This window comes from uncultured Deefgea sp. (assembly GCF_947072475.1).
Lineage (GTDB): Bacteria > Pseudomonadota > Gammaproteobacteria > Burkholderiales > Chitinibacteraceae > Deefgea.
Map to the genome: position 1 here is coordinate 22,848 of NZ_CAMTIA010000003.1, position 15,933 is coordinate 38,780.

The 15,933-nt window shown below is 53.5% G+C and carries 16 protein-coding genes; 13 read left to right on the forward strand and 3 right to left on the reverse strand.

What is annotated here, in order from left to right; translation table 11 throughout:
• Positions 1-22: 22 nt before the first annotated feature.
• A complete protein-coding gene (locus Q0V82_RS01940) occupies positions 23-946 on the reverse strand; it encodes an Asd/ArgC dimerization domain-containing protein (RefSeq protein ID WP_297572192.1) in 924 nt (307 codons plus the stop codon).
• Positions 947-1,398: 452 nt separating this feature from the next.
• Here Q0V82_RS01940 and Q0V82_RS01945 point away from each other — a divergent pair, with 452 nt between their 5' ends.
• The 6 genes from Q0V82_RS01945 to aroA all read left to right on the forward strand — a co-directional run bounded on the left by Q0V82_RS01945 (position 1,399) and on the right by aroA (position 6,373).
• Positions 1,399-1,647: a hypothetical protein gene (locus Q0V82_RS01945; protein ID WP_297572194.1), complete on the forward strand. Its 249-nt coding sequence runs from the start codon at positions 1,399-1,401 to the stop codon at positions 1,645-1,647.
• Between the two features lie 69 nt (positions 1,648-1,716).
• Positions 1,717-2,094: a hypothetical protein gene (locus Q0V82_RS01950; protein WP_297572195.1), complete on the forward strand. Its 378-nt coding sequence runs from the start codon at positions 1,717-1,719 to the stop codon at positions 2,092-2,094.
• Between the two features lie 290 nt (positions 2,095-2,384).
• The gene (locus Q0V82_RS01955) at positions 2,385-3,305 is read left to right on the forward strand and encodes a branched-chain amino acid transaminase (RefSeq protein ID WP_297572196.1); all 921 of its coding nucleotides are present in this window, start codon (positions 2,385-2,387) and stop codon (positions 3,303-3,305) included.
• Positions 3,306-3,401: 96 nt separating this feature from the next.
• Positions 3,402-3,599: a zinc-finger domain-containing protein gene (locus Q0V82_RS01960; RefSeq protein WP_297572197.1), complete on the forward strand. Its 198-nt coding sequence runs from the start codon at positions 3,402-3,404 to the stop codon at positions 3,597-3,599.
• A gap of 249 nt (positions 3,600-3,848) precedes the next feature.
• Positions 3,849-4,856 carry a lipopolysaccharide heptosyltransferase II gene (gene waaF, locus Q0V82_RS01965; protein ID WP_308445210.1) on the forward strand — a complete coding sequence of 336 codons (1,008 nt, stop codon included), beginning with the start codon at positions 3,849-3,851 and terminating at the stop codon, positions 4,854-4,856.
• Between the two features lie 227 nt (positions 4,857-5,083).
• Positions 5,084-6,373, forward strand: coding sequence for a 3-phosphoshikimate 1-carboxyvinyltransferase (gene aroA, locus Q0V82_RS01970; protein ID WP_297572305.1), 1,290 nt, complete (start codon positions 5,084-5,086; stop codon positions 6,371-6,373).
• Between the two features lie 112 nt (positions 6,374-6,485).
• Here aroA and msrB read toward each other — a convergent pair whose 3' ends face one another.
• Complete coding sequence (msrB, locus tag Q0V82_RS01975; protein ID WP_297572198.1) at positions 6,486-6,878, reverse strand: peptide-methionine (R)-S-oxide reductase MsrB; 393 nt, start codon at positions 6,876-6,878, stop codon at positions 6,486-6,488.
• Positions 6,879-6,957: 79 nt separating this feature from the next.
• On the opposite strand from msrB, the gene Q0V82_RS01980 reads away from it, so the two are divergent.
• Positions 6,958-7,281, forward strand: a complete 324-nt coding sequence (locus Q0V82_RS01980) for a hypothetical protein (protein ID WP_297572199.1) — start codon at positions 6,958-6,960, stop codon at positions 7,279-7,281.
• Positions 7,282-7,358: 77 nt separating this feature from the next.
• Here the strand turns inward: Q0V82_RS01980 and Q0V82_RS01985 are convergent, their stop codons facing one another.
• Positions 7,359-8,147 carry a ChaN family lipoprotein gene (locus tag Q0V82_RS01985; RefSeq protein ID WP_297572200.1) on the reverse strand — a complete coding sequence of 263 codons (789 nt, stop codon included), beginning with the start codon at positions 8,145-8,147 and terminating at the stop codon, positions 7,359-7,361.
• A 188-nt stretch (positions 8,148-8,335) separates the two neighbouring features.
• Here Q0V82_RS01985 and Q0V82_RS01990 point away from each other — a divergent pair, with 188 nt between their 5' ends.
• The 6 genes from Q0V82_RS01990 to hutW all read left to right on the forward strand — a co-directional run bounded on the left by Q0V82_RS01990 (position 8,336) and on the right by hutW (position 15,918).
• The gene (locus Q0V82_RS01990; protein ID WP_297572201.1) at positions 8,336-10,486 is read left to right on the forward strand and encodes a TonB-dependent hemoglobin/transferrin/lactoferrin family receptor; all 2,151 of its coding nucleotides are present in this window, start codon (positions 8,336-8,338) and stop codon (positions 10,484-10,486) included.
• Positions 10,487-10,599: 113 nt separating this feature from the next.
• Positions 10,600-11,646 (forward strand): hemin-degrading factor, encoded by a 1,047-nt coding sequence (locus Q0V82_RS01995; protein ID WP_297572203.1) that lies wholly within the window; start codon positions 10,600-10,602, stop codon positions 11,644-11,646.
• Between the two features lie 78 nt (positions 11,647-11,724).
• Positions 11,725-12,573: a hemin ABC transporter substrate-binding protein gene (locus tag Q0V82_RS02000; RefSeq protein ID WP_297572205.1), complete on the forward strand. Its 849-nt coding sequence runs from the start codon at positions 11,725-11,727 to the stop codon at positions 12,571-12,573.
• A gap of 14 nt (positions 12,574-12,587) precedes the next feature.
• Complete coding sequence (locus tag Q0V82_RS02005) at positions 12,588-13,583, forward strand: iron ABC transporter permease (RefSeq protein WP_255588070.1); 996 nt, start codon at positions 12,588-12,590, stop codon at positions 13,581-13,583.
• Positions 13,584-13,591: 8 nt separating this feature from the next.
• Positions 13,592-14,380 (forward strand): heme ABC transporter ATP-binding protein, encoded by a 789-nt coding sequence (locus Q0V82_RS02010; protein ID WP_297572209.1) that lies wholly within the window; start codon positions 13,592-13,594, stop codon positions 14,378-14,380.
• A 269-nt stretch (positions 14,381-14,649) separates the two neighbouring features.
• On the forward strand, positions 14,650-15,918 hold the full coding sequence (gene hutW / locus Q0V82_RS02015; RefSeq protein WP_308445211.1) for a heme anaerobic degradation radical SAM methyltransferase ChuW/HutW: 1,269 nt from the start codon (positions 14,650-14,652) through the stop codon (positions 15,916-15,918).
• Positions 15,919-15,933 lie beyond the last annotated feature (15 nt).

A 15,933-nucleotide genomic window follows, 5' to 3' on the forward strand; every position in this document is an offset into this window, starting at 1 on the left:
CACGACGAGCAAGCAAACAACGTTACAGCAAAGCCAATAGCAACACGGCAGCACGCGCTGGCAAGCGGGCATTATCGGCCACCAACCACATTTGCACTGAACGACCATCCGCCGCCACTTGCAATTGATTGAGCCAGATTTTATCGCCACCAATCGCGTCTTGCGGCGTTGCAATGCCTGCTGCGCCGTCGGCCTTGAGGTAATACAGCGCTGGCGAAGCTTGAATGGCCGCCTCGATTTGCTCGAGCGTCACCCCATCGTGCATTAACACATTCAAACTCACCGCATGGCCAAAAAACATCGGTACACGGCTCACGGTAATGCAATTGAGCGGCGTACCGACGGCCGTCAACTCGGTGGCGATGCGCTGCTCTTCGCCGCAATCGGCGGTCGGCAATAAATTAAACGCCAAACGCTTAGGGTAACCGGCCAGCTCAACTTCTTGCTGCGCAAACAATTGCCGCGTTTGCATCGACAATGCTTCAATCGCCGCTTGGCCATCTTCGGACACCGACAACATCGCCGTGGCACCGGCAAAATCAATCGCGCCCAAAGCGTGCAACGCCGCCAATGGCGCAGAAATCATCGACGTCAATACATGCGGTAAACCGACGATATGGCCGCGTTGCGGCTTACCAGATTGGCTGGCCGTAGCCCCGGTTAAATCAATCACCGCCGCACCGGCATCGCACGCCGCTTGGGCGTAACGCTTAGCCAATTCCGGCGCGCCAACAAACACCACTGCGTCGGCTTTTTTCCAATCAAAACTGGCAACGTCAATCATCGGCAAACTTTGATGGCGCAATTCAACCGAGACAGCTTCTTCGTCATCCGACAAAGGATACAGTGCGGTCAAAGCCAATGGCATTTCACCCAATACATCTAAAAATGCTTGAGATGCAGGGGTATCAGCCCCAACAAGAGCAACTGCAATAGCTTCAGACATAGACCCACTCCAAGTATCAAAAAAACAACCGCCACATATCAATCAGAGTATGGGCGGTGAAGGCCGCATTTTACTCGGTCTGGCCCGATAAAACGAGTAAAGATCACCGAGGGTTGGTTGACGTTTGGTTTTCTGCTGCTGCTTACGCGATTTTCGCGACGAATCAAGGCGTAATCAGCGATGCATCGTCATTTTATGTCAGCTTGCGACAACATACGATGCACCGCGCAAAGTGCGAAGCGCTGTCAAAAATTTTGCCGCTGGCGCAGCTTATTCGCTAAGCTCTTACCCGTATTGACCTAGCCCAAGCTGGCAATCGCTGACAAAATAAGCTAAACCCAAAAGGTAATTCAGCACCGAAAACTAGCCAGCACCAGCAATACGCAAGTCAAGCCATCCAATTAGGTATCTAGCTTTAAACACTACAAATAAACGCATAGCGAGGTATACCCATGAAATTTTCCACTAAAAAATACGGACTCCTCGGTTTGGGGCTCCTGTTTGTTGCCGGTCTAGCCAGCGCCAGCAGCAGCACCGAGCCCACCCAATTGGCCAAAGACCATCATGGCTGCGTTGGTGAAGAAGGCTATTCGTGGTGCGTAAAACAACAGCAATGCGTGCGCCCCAGCAAAGTGCTCATCGACAATGATCTGGAGCTGACCGCAGAAAACTTCCATAGTTTTTGCGAAAACAATCGTTAAACTTCAGCGCAATCGGCATGCGTATGCAAGGCATGCCTTTTTCGCCGCCGCCAACAAGAATCCATCACGATGAATAAATCCCTACTGATCGCCCTGCTGTTAGCTTGCGCCAACCTTTTCGCGCACAGCGACACCCCACTGCAAGCCGAACACGGCGGCATGGTGAAAGAATCCGCCGCTGGGCATCAACTGGAACTCAGTTACCGCCCGGATACACTCACGCTATACCTCAAAGATCACGACGGCCGACCCATCAAAACCAGCGGCGCTAGTGCGGTGGTGATTTTGCAAAACCAGCAACAACAACGCCGCGTGACACTCACCCCCAGCGGCAGCAATCAACTCAGTAGCCAAGGCGACTTTGCGGCGCTCGCAGGCAGCGTGGCGATTATTCAATACACCCTTGCCGGGCAAAAATTAGAACAAGCGCGGCTAACGCTGCAATAAACTCGAATCCAGCGTAGTGATGCGGCCCGACCGTGGCCCCCCGCGCGGCAACCACTTTGGCCTATGCACCGATATAGCTTGGGTTTTCCTGCCGCCCCAATCCGCGTGGCCGCCACGGGATTAATTTAAATCGGGCCTGTTACCAGCGCAAAAATAGGGGTTTAAACCCTAAATCTTACACATGCCCCAGCAGCGTGTAACTCTGTGTACGGCGCTACGCAGAATCCCCTATTTTTAAGTTACAATCACCGTCTTGATTAGAAACCCAGAACTTAGGCAGGAGAGCATCGATGTCAATGGCAGATCGCGACGGCGTTATTTGGTATGACGGCAAAATGGTACCTTGGCGCGAAGCCACGACCCATGTATTGACCCACACTTTGCATTACGGCATGGGCGTTTTTGAAGGCGTTCGCGCTTACGAAACCAGTACCGGCCCTGCGATCTTCCGCCTGCAAGATCACACCAATCGCCTATTTAATTCGGCCAAAATTCTAAATATGACTTTGCCGTTTACCCGCGAAGAAATTAACGCTGCACACATCGCGGTAATTAAAGAAAACGGCCTAAAATCGGGCTATATGCGCCCAATGGCGTTTTACGGTTCAGAAAAACTCGGCATCGCGCCACCGAAAAAAGACGTGCACATCATCGTTGCCGCTTGGCCTTGGGGTGCGTATTTGGGTGAAGAAGGTTTGGCCAAAGGCATTCGTGTGAAAACCTCGAGCTTTTCGCGCCACCATGTCAACGTCACCATGTGCAAAGCCAAAGCCAACGGCAATTACATGAATTCGATCATGGCGCACGATGAAGCTGCGGCTGATGGTTACGACGAAGCGCTACTGCTGGACGTGGATGGTTTTGTGGCGGAAGGCTCGGGCGAAAATATTTTCGTCGTACGTGGCGGCAAGCTCTACACCCCAGATTTGACTTCGTGCTTAGACGGGATTACCCGCAATACGATTTTCCAAATCGCCTCTGAAATGGGCGTCCAAGTGATCGAAAAACGCATCACTCGCGATGAAGTGTATATCTGTGACGAAGCGTTCTTTACCGGCACCGCCGCCGAAGTCACGCCGATTCGCGAGCTCGACAACCGCACCATCGGTTGCGGTAGCCGTGGCCCGATGACCACTGAAATCCAAAAGCGGTATTTTGACATCGTTCAAGGCCGTGACAGCCACCATGCTGCTTGGCTCACTGCCTGCTAATGCGCGTAAGTCGGGGGAGCCAAAGGCGTAACCCGACCACCACGGATCGTGGTTACGCTGCGCTACACCCAACAACATCCTCATTCGGAGCACCCCATGAGCGTTAAAGAATCGCAAACAGACATCGAAGTATTGGCCAAAGACTTGCCACTACATTGCCCAATGCCAGACATGAGCAGCTGGAATTCGCATCCTCGGGTGTTTCTCGACGTGAGCAAAACCGGTGCCGCCCAATGCCCATACTGTGGCACGACGTATCGCCTTAAAGCTGGCGAAGTGGTTAAGGGTCATTGATATACCCACCTGTTTGGCGAAACCCACGGTAGCAGAACAGGCCACAGGCAGCGCTAAAGCTAAAACAGCGCTGCGCGCTGCAGGCCTAAATCGCCAACGGCAGTCGCCCGCAAGCAGATTGATTAATAAAGCGGCTTAATACGCCGCTTTTGTCGTTAATCCGGCGTAATCCATCGTAAAATAGGGCTTTGCCACGCTGCGGCGACCCGCGTGAACGCTTTGCTAGCGCAGTCATTAGGAAAATTAATTTTGAAACGAATTCTCATCGTCGCTCCCGCTTGGGTGGGCGATGCCATTATGGCGCAGCCCCTGTATGCCCGAATCAAAGCGCGCCACCCTGATGCGCTGATCGACGTGCTCGCGCCCGCATGGACGCGACCGCTGCATGCGCGGATGGCCGAAATTAACGATTTGATCGACGCGCCATTTACCCATGGCGAACTCAAATTACGTGAGCGCTGGGCGCTAGCCCGGCAAATCAAAGCGCGCGGCTACCATCAAGCGATTGTGCTACCCAATTCACTCAAATCGGCCTTAGTGCCGTTTTTGGCTGGCATTGCTAAGCGCACCGGTTGGTTGGGTGAAATGCGCTATGGCTTACTCAATGATGCCCGCGAGCTAGACCCGATTTTGCTACCGCAAATGGCGCAGCGCTTTTACGCCCTCGGTGCCGATGCCGGCGTGCCGCTCACCGAAGCGATGCCGTTTCCGGTGCTTACCATCAACGCCGACGCGCGCGATGCCACGGTGCGTAAACTCGGTTTGAGCATCGACACACCCATCGTCGCGATTTGCCCCGGCGCAGAGTACGGCCCAGCCAAACGCTGGCCTGCGGTTCACGCCGCAGCGCTCGCTAATCGTTTGATCGCCGAAGGTCAGCAAGTTTGGCTATTGGGATCAAATAAAGACCAAGAAATTTGCCACGAAATTCGCCAGCTTGCGCCGCATGTGCTCGATTTAGCCGGCAAAACCAGTCTGGCTGAAGCAATTGATTTAATGTCGCTCGCCAGCAGTGTGGTGTGTAATGACTCGGGTTTAATGCATGTGGCCGCAGCATTACAGCGCCCATTAGTAGCGGTATTTGGTTCGAGTTCACCGAGCTTTACCCCACCGCTGGCAATTAAGGCCAAGATTGTTACCCTCGATTTAGAATGCAGCCCCTGCTTTGCCCGCGTTTGCCCGCTGGGGCATATGAACTGCCTCAATCAACTTGAAGCTGATCTGGTGTATACCGCGCTCAATAAATTAAAAGCATAAGTCAGTCGGCAAAAGTGCCCGTGCATGGTTGCTTCACCTTGCGCAAAAACTTTTGGCCAGTGACTTAGTCTGCAGCACAGCCAACGCCGCTGTTGACGCGCAATAGCGGTGCACCGAGCCAGTCTAAATCGATGATTCAGCGACAGCTCATCTGCATTGATTGAGCTCGCAGGCCGATCGATCACTGCGCTGCCCATTTAACACCGTGTTATTTTTAGGAAACCATGATGGAATTTCTGGATCTTGCCCCGATTGCGGGCGTGAATGGCAGCGTTGCCCTGCCTGGCTCAAAAAGCATTTCAAATCGCACCTTGTTACTGGCGGCACTGTGCCAAGGCAGCACCCGTGTCTTGGGTTTGCTGGCCTCGGATGACACCGAACGCATGCTCGAAGCCCTTGCTGCGCTTGGCATCCAGATCGAGCAATGCGGCAACAGCCGTGATTTTATCGTGCATGGCTGTGGCGGTGAATTCCCGGTTAAACAAGCGGATTTATTCCTCGGCAACGCCGGAACAGCGTTCCGTCCATTGACTGCGGCGCTAGCGTTTGCTGGCGGCGATTACCGTCTGTCTGGCGTGCCGCGCATGCACGAGCGCCCAATTGGCGACTTGGTAACTGGCTTACAGCAAGCGGGCTGCAATATCGAATACTTGGGCAATGCAGGCTTCCCGCCGCTACAAATTCGCCCGGGCAGCGTGACGTGCGATCGCATTGCAGTCAAGGGTAATGTCTCCAGCCAGTTTCTGACTGGGCTGTTGATGGCCATACCCCTCACCCAGCGCGATATGACGATTGATGTGGTCGGCGAATTAATCTCAAAACCGTATATCGAAATCACGCTGAATTTAATGGCCAAATTTGGCCTGAAAGTCGAGCGTAAAAGCTGGAACGAGTTTTTCATCCCCGGCGGCCAAAGCTATACCAGCCCCGGCGAAATCCACGTTGAAGGCGACGCGTCCAGCGCGTCTTACTTCCTCGCTGCCGGTGCCATCGGTGGCGGCGTGGTGCGCGTAGAAGGTGTGGGATCTGACAGCATTCAAGGCGACAAACGTTTTGCCGATACGTTGGCAGAAATGGGCGCGGTGATTACTTGGGGGCCCAACTGGATTGAAGCGGCACCACCAGCGAGCGGCCAGCTCACTGCGATTGACGTTGATCTCAACCACATCCCCGACGCCGCGATGACCATCGCCATTGCCGCGCTGTACGCCAAAGGCACAACGACCATCCGCAATATCGAAAGCTGGCGCGTCAAAGAAACCGACCGCCTTTCGGCCATGGCGACCGAGCTGCGCAAAGTCGGCGCCACCGTGGTTGAAGGCCAAGATTGGATCTCAGTGACGCCACCTGAAGCGCTCACCGCCAACGCCGAAATCGACACCTACGACGATCACCGCATCGCGATGTGCTTCTCACTCGTTGCAATCAAAGGCGTACCGGTCCGGATTAACGACCCAAAATGCACCGCCAAAACCTTCCCAACCTATTTTGAAGAATTAGCGCGGATCGCAAATTAACCCCGCCAAAACCCAAGAAAAAGCCGCACTATTTAGTGCGGCTTTTTTGATGACAACATTAAGGTATTGCCATGTAGGCTATTAATTTAAAAGGCCATAATCAAATACATCCCTACTTGGCCTCAAAATCCAGCGCCACCGAATTAATACAATACCGCTCGCCGGTAGGGGCCGGGCCGTCGGGGAAGACGTGGCCTAAGTGCGCGTCGCATTGTGTGCAGCGCACTTCAACGCGCTCCATGCCGTGACTACGATCGACAATGCGTGTGACGCCAGATTCGTCGGCCGCCAGCGAAAAACTCGGCCAGCCGCAACCAGCGTCAAATTGGCTGGCTGAATCAAACAACAGCGCGCCACAGCAGATGCAATGGTATTGCCCTGCGGCACGATTTTTTTCGTATTGGCCGCTAAATGGGCGCTCGGTGCCACTTTGCCGCGTAACGTAATACGCGGCGGGGCTGAGCTGAGCCTGCCATTGCTCATCGGTTTTGCTGACTTTTTCCATTCAAATCTCCTTAGATTATCTACAGCCTACGGTGAAACTGCTAACATCAAACTTAAATGTTTCTTATGAGCCTACCATTATGTTTTATGCCCGTCGAAATGCCCAAGGTGAAATCATTACTCTTTCAGTCGAAGCTTCGGCTGAAAACCAAGAAAAGCTCGATAGCAATCACCCCGATGTGGTCAATTTTTTGGTGAAATCGGATGAAATATTTTACTCGCTCGACACCGATTTAATTCGCGTTATCGAAGATTTGGTCGATGTATTGATTGATAAAAACGTCCTGCGGTTGACTGATTTGCCACTGCCAGCGCAAACCAAATTACTCTCGCGTAAAAAAGTGCGTAACACCTTAAAAAATTCGCTGAATATTTTAGTCGACAACGACGACGGCTTAATCTAAACCGCGCACCTGCAGGGCCTAGGTGCCGGACAAAAAAAGGGCGCGAACCGGCCGCGCCCTCAGTAAAACGACCGTATTTACGCCGGTTTTAACTGCAATGTCGCGCAAGGATCTGGGCGCTGGGCAGGACGAATTACGTTCACTTCATCAAAATAATTTTCTTGTTCTGATTCAACAAATCCCACCGAATACGCTTGCGGTAGCCATTGGCCTACGCCGATATCGCGGCGGGTATGTCCGTTACCGGCAATCAGCACAACGCCTTGCGACAAATACGGTGCCATAACCTGCGCCATTAATCGGTCTCGCGCAATTTGCGCGCGGGCCATGGGCTCTTCCATCGCCAGCGGTAATTGCCCGCAATGCCCCGCTTGTACCGCTTGGCGCTGCCCAGCTAAAACAGCGGGCGCAATTTCTGCGTTTAAATCCATTCCCGCCAAACTGGCTAAACTCGCTTGCGGGTTTTTCATCAAGATGGCGGCGTCTTGGCGCGATAAATTGGCCGCCAGCAAGGGCAAATCATATTGCAGTGCCAGCTGAATCACCGGCCGATATAAAGGCCAATCCCAGCGCGCGCCACCGGCTTTTTTAATTAGAAAATCGACGTCTTTGGGCCGCTTGGCGCGCGCCTGATCTATGTCGGCTTGCCGCTCAACGTCAAATTGCTCCATCGCAATTGCCGGCCGCCAGCCGGCTTTTATTTTGGCTTTGAGCCATGCATAGCGCTGCTGATGGCCCAGCGCATTGTCGTGCACTTCGCCTAATAACACCACCGGCTGAGCCGTCGGCGCTGCTGAAGTCAAAGTCGTAGGCGACTGACAGGCTGCCAGTAAGCTCAGTAATAACAAGGGATAGATTCGTTTCATTCGTGAGTTGCAGCCATTAGTGAGAGGCGTTAATTCTAGGGGTAAAGATTACAACTTGCAAATGAGAATAAATATCATTAACATGCACCACACAAATTGATAACGATTCTTATTTACTTTTGGTTTGGCCACTGCTGATTTGCAAGCGCTTGATTCGCGCTGCACGGCGAGCCGCTATAGGACAAAAAATGAAAGCCACGGTTTTGACTTTGACGCTAATTTCTGCCGCGATGCAGCACGCGTTTGCCGCCGCAGAGCCGGTATTTCCGGCGCTTGACCCTATCGTGGTGATTGGCACCCGTACCGAAAAAGAGCTCAGCGAGCTGCCGCCATCGATTACCACCACCAGCAGAGCGGTGCTCGATGACGAGATGATTGACGATTTTCGCGATTTTTCGCGTGCCGAACCGGGGGTGAATATTCGTCAAAATGGCCGTTACGGTTTGTCGAGCGTCAATATCCGCGGCTTAGACAGTAACCGCGTCTTGATGATGGTCGATGGCATTCGCCTACCGGATACCTTCTCTTTTGGCTCTTACCTCAATAGCGGCCGCGACCAAGTTGATTTTTCACAGCTGTCGTCGATTGAAGTCTTACGCGGCCCTGCATCCACCTTATATGGCTCCGATGCCTTAGGCGGCGTGGTCGGTATGCGCACCACCAATCCAGCCGATTTATTACAAGGCCAAGGCGATGTGGGCGGCCAAGTGAAAGCCGATTATGCCAGCGCCGATCGTAGCTATGGCGCGCAAGCGGCAGTGGCGTTTGCTGCTGGTGAAAACACCTTGGGTTTAGTGCAAGTGGCTGGCCGCCGTGGTCATGAATTGGCGACCATGGGTACAGTTGATACGCAAAAATATGGCCGCACCACCGCCAATCCACAAGACACCGAACAACGCAGCGCCTTAGTCAAATTGCAGCACTATCTCGATGGAGGCCACAAGCTGGGCTTGACCGCCGAGATGAATCAAAAACGCGTCGACACCACGATGTATACCGATATCGGCGCGCCAATGATGAGCTCGGTGAAATCAAGCCGCGCCGAGGACGAACAAACGCGCCGCCGTATTTCACTGGATTATCAATACACCGCGCCCGATCAAAATGGCTGGATTGATGGCGCGCAAGCGATGGTTTACCGCCAAGACATGGCCACCACGCAAAAATCATTTCAAGTGCGCCAGCAAGGCAAAGTGCTTACGCCCAATTGGAGCCGCACTTCAACGTATGACCAAGACACCATCGGTATCAATGGCCTGATTGAAAAGAAAATCGCCGGGGATATTGGGCAACATTGGACGCTGGGCGCGGAATGGTTTCAAAGCGATTTAACTGAATTACGCGACGGCACGCCAAGTTCGAGCTCGCTCAATGTACGCGATGTGCCCAAAACCAAAACCACACAATGGGGCATTTACGCGCAAAACGAGCTGAGCTTTGCGGGCGGCCAATTCACCCTCACGCCGGGTTTGCGTTTTGATCACTACCAACTCAATCCCGACGTTGATACGCAATTTAGTTCTGGCGGCGGGCAAGCGGTGGCGCTGACCGATTCAGCGCTGTCCCCCAAGCTAGCTGCCGCGTGGCAAGTCAGTGAAATGAGCACTTTATTTGCCCAATACAGCGCGGGGTTTCGCGCGCCCAATGCAATGGAGCTGAACGGTAGTTATATCTCGCCGATGGGCTACGCCGCCATTGCCAATCCGAATCTCAAACCTGAAACCAGCCATGGCATTGAGCTCGGTGGCCGCTTTGGCAATTCAGCACTCGGCGGCAGCATCGCCGCGTTTAATAATCAGTACGACAACTTTATTGAGCAAGTCAGCTTCACTTGCCCGGGCAGCGCGCAATGTGTGCCGGGCACCGATACCACCTATCAAAACCAAAACATCAGCCAAGCGCGGATTTATGGCGCGGAAGTCAGAATGAACTGGCAAATCGGCCAAGGCTGGCATAGCTGGGCCAATGCCGCTTGGGCGGTCGGCTTAAATCAAACCAACGATAGACCGCTCGGCAGTGTCGCCCCACTAAAAGCCGTTACCGGCTTGGGCTATCAACAAGCGCAATGGGGTGGCCAGCTGTTATTTACTGCGGTGAAAGGACAAGACAAAGTCGCTGGCGAAGCCGATTTTAAAGCACCCGGTTATGGCTTGGTCGATTTAATCGCATGGTGGACGCCGCGCAAAGATCTGAAGATTACCGGTGGTGTTTTCAATTTAGGTGATCGCAAATATTGGATTGATAGCGATGTGCGTGGCCTCGCTAGCTCAAGCGCCAATATGGATAGGCTCACCCAGCCCGGTCGCAATCTGCGCTTGAGCGCCGATTGGAAATTCTAAACCACAACAATCAATGGCTCGGTCGCTCAAAAGCCACCGAGCGCCAAGGCTACGCGGCAAGTTTGCCGCCCTGCCCTCGCCATTTCACCGTAGCAAAACCACAAGGACACCCCATGAACGCGATGACTTATTCCGAACGCGCCGCCACATTGCAAGCCGCCGATCAAGCTTTACGCCAAGCCGAGCCCAAACTACGCATCCGCGATCGGGCGCTGCGCCTGCAAGTCAGTGAGGCAGAACTCATCGCCGCTGAATGCGGCGTGAGCGCGACACCGCTCAAAGGCACTGCCCAAGCGATCTTTCGTGAGCTAGCGAGCTTGGGTGAAGTGATGGTGCTCAGCCGCAATGACTGGTGCGTACATGAACGTCATGGCGAATATGAGCAAATCGAAGCTGAAAAATCCATCGGCATGGTGCTGGGTGCCGATTTAGATTTACGAATGTTTTTTAACGCTTGGCAAAGCCATTTTGCCGTGCAAGAAGGCGATCGCCTCAGTCTGCAATTTTTTGATGGCGCGGGTGTCGCCGTGCATAAAATCTTTATGACTGCCAATAGCCATATCGAGGCTTACCACGCCTTAGTCGCCCAATTTGCCGATGCCGCGCCCACTTGGCCCGAGATCGCCGCCTACCCAATTGACGCGATGCCGCGTGATGCTGCCGATCCTGCGGCGCTGCGTGCTGCGTGGTTGGCGCTGACCGATACGCATGGATTTTTTCCGATGCTGCGTAAAAATCAAGTCAGCCGTTTAGGCGCTTTGCGTGCTGCGGGCGCGGATTTGGCGCAATCGGTAGCGATTAATGCGGTGGAAACCATGCTGCAACAAGCGGCTGATTCTGGCTTGGCGATTATGTGTTTTGTGGGCAATCGCGGCATGGTGCAGATTCATTCTGGGCCAGTGAAAAAACTGCTGCGCACCGGGCCTTGGTTCAATATTTTGGATGAAAAATTTAATCTGCATCTCAATACCGACGCCATTGCCTCGTGCTGGGTCGTCAATAAACCCACCGTCGATGGCTGGGTTACTTCGCTAGAAGTGTATAGCCAGAGCGAAGAATTAATCGTGCAGTTCTTTGGTGTGCGCAAACCCGGCGTGCCTGAGCTGGCGGCTTGGCGCACTTTGCTAGAAAACTTATGCAGCACGCCATTGGCGCAATAAACCGGTCAGCCCGCCAGCGTTTGCATCATCACGCCAAGGCGGGCTAAGCCCATAGCTTGTTTTACTGCTGGATACATCATGCGTATTTACTACTCTTTGACGACGATTTTACTGCTGTTTTTTATTACTGTTTTCAGCACGCTGGCGCTGGCAAGTGCGCCGCGCGTGGTCAGCCTTGGCGGCCCGCTGACTGAAATTATTTACGCACTCAACGCCGAGCAGCATTTGGTGGCCGTCGATCAATCCAGTGTGTATCCAGCGGCGGCCAATCAACTGCCCAAAGTCGGTTATTACCGGCAATTTTCGCTCGAAGGCGTGTTAGCCAGCAAGGCCGATATCGTGTTGGCGACCGATCAAGCCGGTCCACCACAAGCCTTAGCGCAGCTAAGAAAAATGGGCATCAAAGTGATTGTTTTACCCGGCCAAGCCAATCTGTCGGCCTTATCGCAACGCATTCGCGGGGTCGCTGCGGCACTCAATTTGCCGCAACAAGGCGAGCAAATGGTCAAACAAATCAGTCAAGACGTCAAAGCATTGCAGCCTGCTACCAGCACCAGCACCAGCACCAGCACCAGCACCGCATTAATGTTGATGAGCCGCAGTGGCGAGCCAGAAGGCGCCGGCAAAAACACCAGTGCCGATGCGATGATGCAATTGGCTGGTTTACGCAATGTGTTAGCGCAGCAACAAGGCTATAAACCGCTGTCGCGCGAAGGCATGGCGGCGCTGCGCCCCGACGTGATTATCACCACAACCAGCACCTTAAGCAGCATGGGCGGGATGGCGGCACTTTTGGCGCGGCCCGGCTTGGCGCAATCGCCAGCGGCCAAAAATAAGCGCGTGATTGTGATGGATGATTTATTACTGCTTGGCTTTGGTCCGCGCCTGCCAGAAGCATTGCGTCAACTGATGAGTGCGGCCAAATAATCATGTGCTGTCGATTGCTTATTCCCAATTGGCTGGCTGGCTTACTTGCCACTGGCGTCTTGCTGATCCTGCTGGTGTTCACCGCCAGCCATGGCGCAGTGCAAATTCCCCTGTCGGCCATTCCCGACTTATTGCTAATGAACGCGCCGTTATTGAGCGATGAGCAACAATTTTGGCGTGATGTCTTGCTCGAAATCCGCCTACCTCGCGTGCTGTTCGCCGCTTTAGCCGGTGGCGTATTGGCACTGGCTGGCGCGACGATGCAAGCTTTGTTTCGCAATCCATTAGCCGAGCCGGGCCTGATAGGTATATCGTCGGGCGCGTCTCTGGGTGCGGTCTCTGCGATTGTACTGGGGGGGGGTAGTTTTGCTATTTTAGCGCCTGCGGCTTTTTTAGGTAGTATTTTAGCCACCGCTTTGGCGTATCACCTTGGGCGACGTTATGCCGGCATGGCCGGTTTATTACTCGCGGGCATTGCAATTAACGCCATTTGCGGCAGTTTAATGGGCCTATTTACTTATTTGGCCGATGACAATCAACTACGCAGCCTAACTTTTTGGAATATGGGTAGTTTAGCGGGCGCCACGTGGCAGCGTTTAGCGCTGCTTGGGCCGTTTTTATTGCTGATTTCGATCTGGATTATGCGCTACTGGCGTGCCATGAATGCGCTGCTACTTGGTGAGCGCGAAGCCTTGCATCTGGGTTTTGCGATTAAAGGCTTACGCCGAAAACTGATTGTTTTAGTGGCGCTATTAATTGGTCCTTTAGTCGCCGCCACCGGTGGGATTGGCTTTGTCGGTTTGGTGGTGCCGCATTGCGCACGCATGCTGTTGGGCGCCGATCATCGGCGCTTATTACCCGCCTCATTTTTACTCGGCGCCATCGCTTTAGTGCTGGCCGATTATATTGCGCGCATCGCCGTAGTCCCTGCCGAACTGCCGATTGGCGTTGTTACCAGCTTAATTGGCGGACCGTTTTTTCTTTGGCTATTACTTAGCCGCAAGTCTTAAGTTGATTTATGTTATCTCTCGATCACGTTTCTTTTTCGCGCTGCCATCGGCCGATTTTAAATCAGGTGTCACTGGCGATTCCTGCTGGCGAATTTACCGCCATTCTAGGGGCCAATGGCGCAGGGAAATCCACACTATTGTCTTTACTCGCTGGCGAGCTCACGCCCCAGCACGGCCATGTGCGCTGGGCTGGGCAAGATTTGCGTGAATTAGCGAATTCGCAATTGGCGCGTGTTCGCGCCGTGTTGCCGCAAAATCCCGGGCTGGGGTTTAATTTATCGGTCGATGAAGTGATTGCCATGGGCGCATACCCGTTTGCCGAATTGTCGCCATCGGCCGTTGCCGAGGTGATTCAGGCGGCGCAGCAATGGGCCGATGTTAGCCACCTCACTGGGCGGCGCTACCCGACTTTATCGGGCGGCGAGCAGCAGCGCGTGCAATTTGCCCGTGTGTTGGTGCAAGCCTTGGCAGCGCAACAAGCGGGGGAATATCGCTGTGTGTTGCTGGATGAACCCACGTCGAGTTTGGATCCGCTGCATCAACATGGCTTATTGGCTGCGGCGCAAAAACTGGCGCAAGAAGCCGGCATTGCGGTGGTTGCGGTCTTGCATGATGTGAATTTGGCTGCGCGATATTGCAGCCGTATTACCATGCTCGCCAAGGGCAGCATTATCGCCAGCGGTATACCCTGCGATGTTTTAACTCCGGATCATTTACAGCAAACGTATCAACTGGCCGCCACCGTGATTGCCCATCCACAAGACCCGAAGCGGCCTTTGGTGTTATTTGACTGCTAGTTAGGCGCAATCAGCGCGTTACCACTCAGCGTTGCAAGCATTGGTTGGATACAAGCTGCAGACGACAAACAGCGCAGCGATACGCTCGCACCCGTGCGCCACACGAATTGGCTGAACGCCAAAACCCGGCACCAAAATCCAAGTGCCGCAGTGCCAGCAAGCTGGTTCAGCGCTTTGGTTTAGCCTCGATCGAATTTGAATTGATTTAAATCAAAAATTTTAACTCAATTCAAATGATAATGAATATCATTAATATTTAGAAAATACCCATGACTCTCGCCCTACACCACCCAAACGACGTACTCCCCGATGCATTTAAAGAGCGCAAAGCACTGATGCCGATGTGGGGCGCTAATCCGATTGCTGCTGAACAATGGCCGCAGATGCAAGCCACACTGACGCAAGCGGCTATTAGCGACGGCGCTTTGGCTTATTTTCATATTCCGTTTTGCGCCAATCACTGCGTTTTTTGCGGTTTTTATCGCAATGCATGGCAAGAAAAACACGGCGCGCCCTATGTCGATCGACTGATTGCCGAGCTCGCTCAAGATGCCAGCAGCCGCCCTGCTGGTGGCCGTATTCAAGCTGTGTATTTTGGCGGCGGCACGCCAACGGCACTCTCTGCCAACGATTTAACGCGACTATTAAGCGCAGCTCGGCAGTATTTACCGCTGACTGACGATTGCGAAATCACCATTGAAGGGCGGATTTCGCATTTTGACCGCGATAAAGTCAACGCTTGCCTCGCAGCAGGTGCCAACCGAATCTCGATTGGCGTGCAAAGTTTTGATAGCCAACTGCGCCGCCGCCTAGGCCGCCACCATAGCGGCGAAGCCGCTGCTGATTATTTGCGCGCTTTATGCCAAGACTGCGATGCGGTCATCGTGGCCGATTTAATGCTCGGCCTGCCCGGGCAAGACGATGAAAAATGGGCACACGATCTGGATGTGGCTTTGTCATTAGGCCTATCAGGGCTAGATATTTATGCGTTTAACGCTTTTCCTTCTTTGCCAATCAATCGAATGATAGAAAAAGGCGCGCTCAAACCCTTGCCTGATTTGGCCACACAAGCGCGTCAATACGCCTACGCCGTGCATAAAATGCAGGCCGCCGGTTGGGTACAAGTGAGCAATAGTCATTTTGCCAATCCGCAAAAAAACGAGCGCAATCGCTATAACAGCGCGATTAAAACCGGCCACGATTGCCTCGCCTTTGGTTCGGGCGCTGGCGGCTGCCACTCTGGTTTGAGCTATCAAGTGCAGGGCGAATTAGCGGCTTATTTGGCCAGCACCAGCAAGCCTTTGAGCTATATCGCTGGCGTGAGCGATAAAAAACGTATTTTTGGCCAAATTCAGGGTGAACTTGATCGCGGCAGCTTGTCACTCGAACGACTCGCCGCCTACCCCGCTGCGCTGGAAAAAATCAATGAGTGGCAAACCGCAGGTTTACTCAACATCGATGGTCAACACGCTGCATTGAGTATTGCTGGCCGATTCTGGTCACCCACCCTCACCCGCGAACTTGCTGTATTACTTTAATGCTGTCTGGAGCCA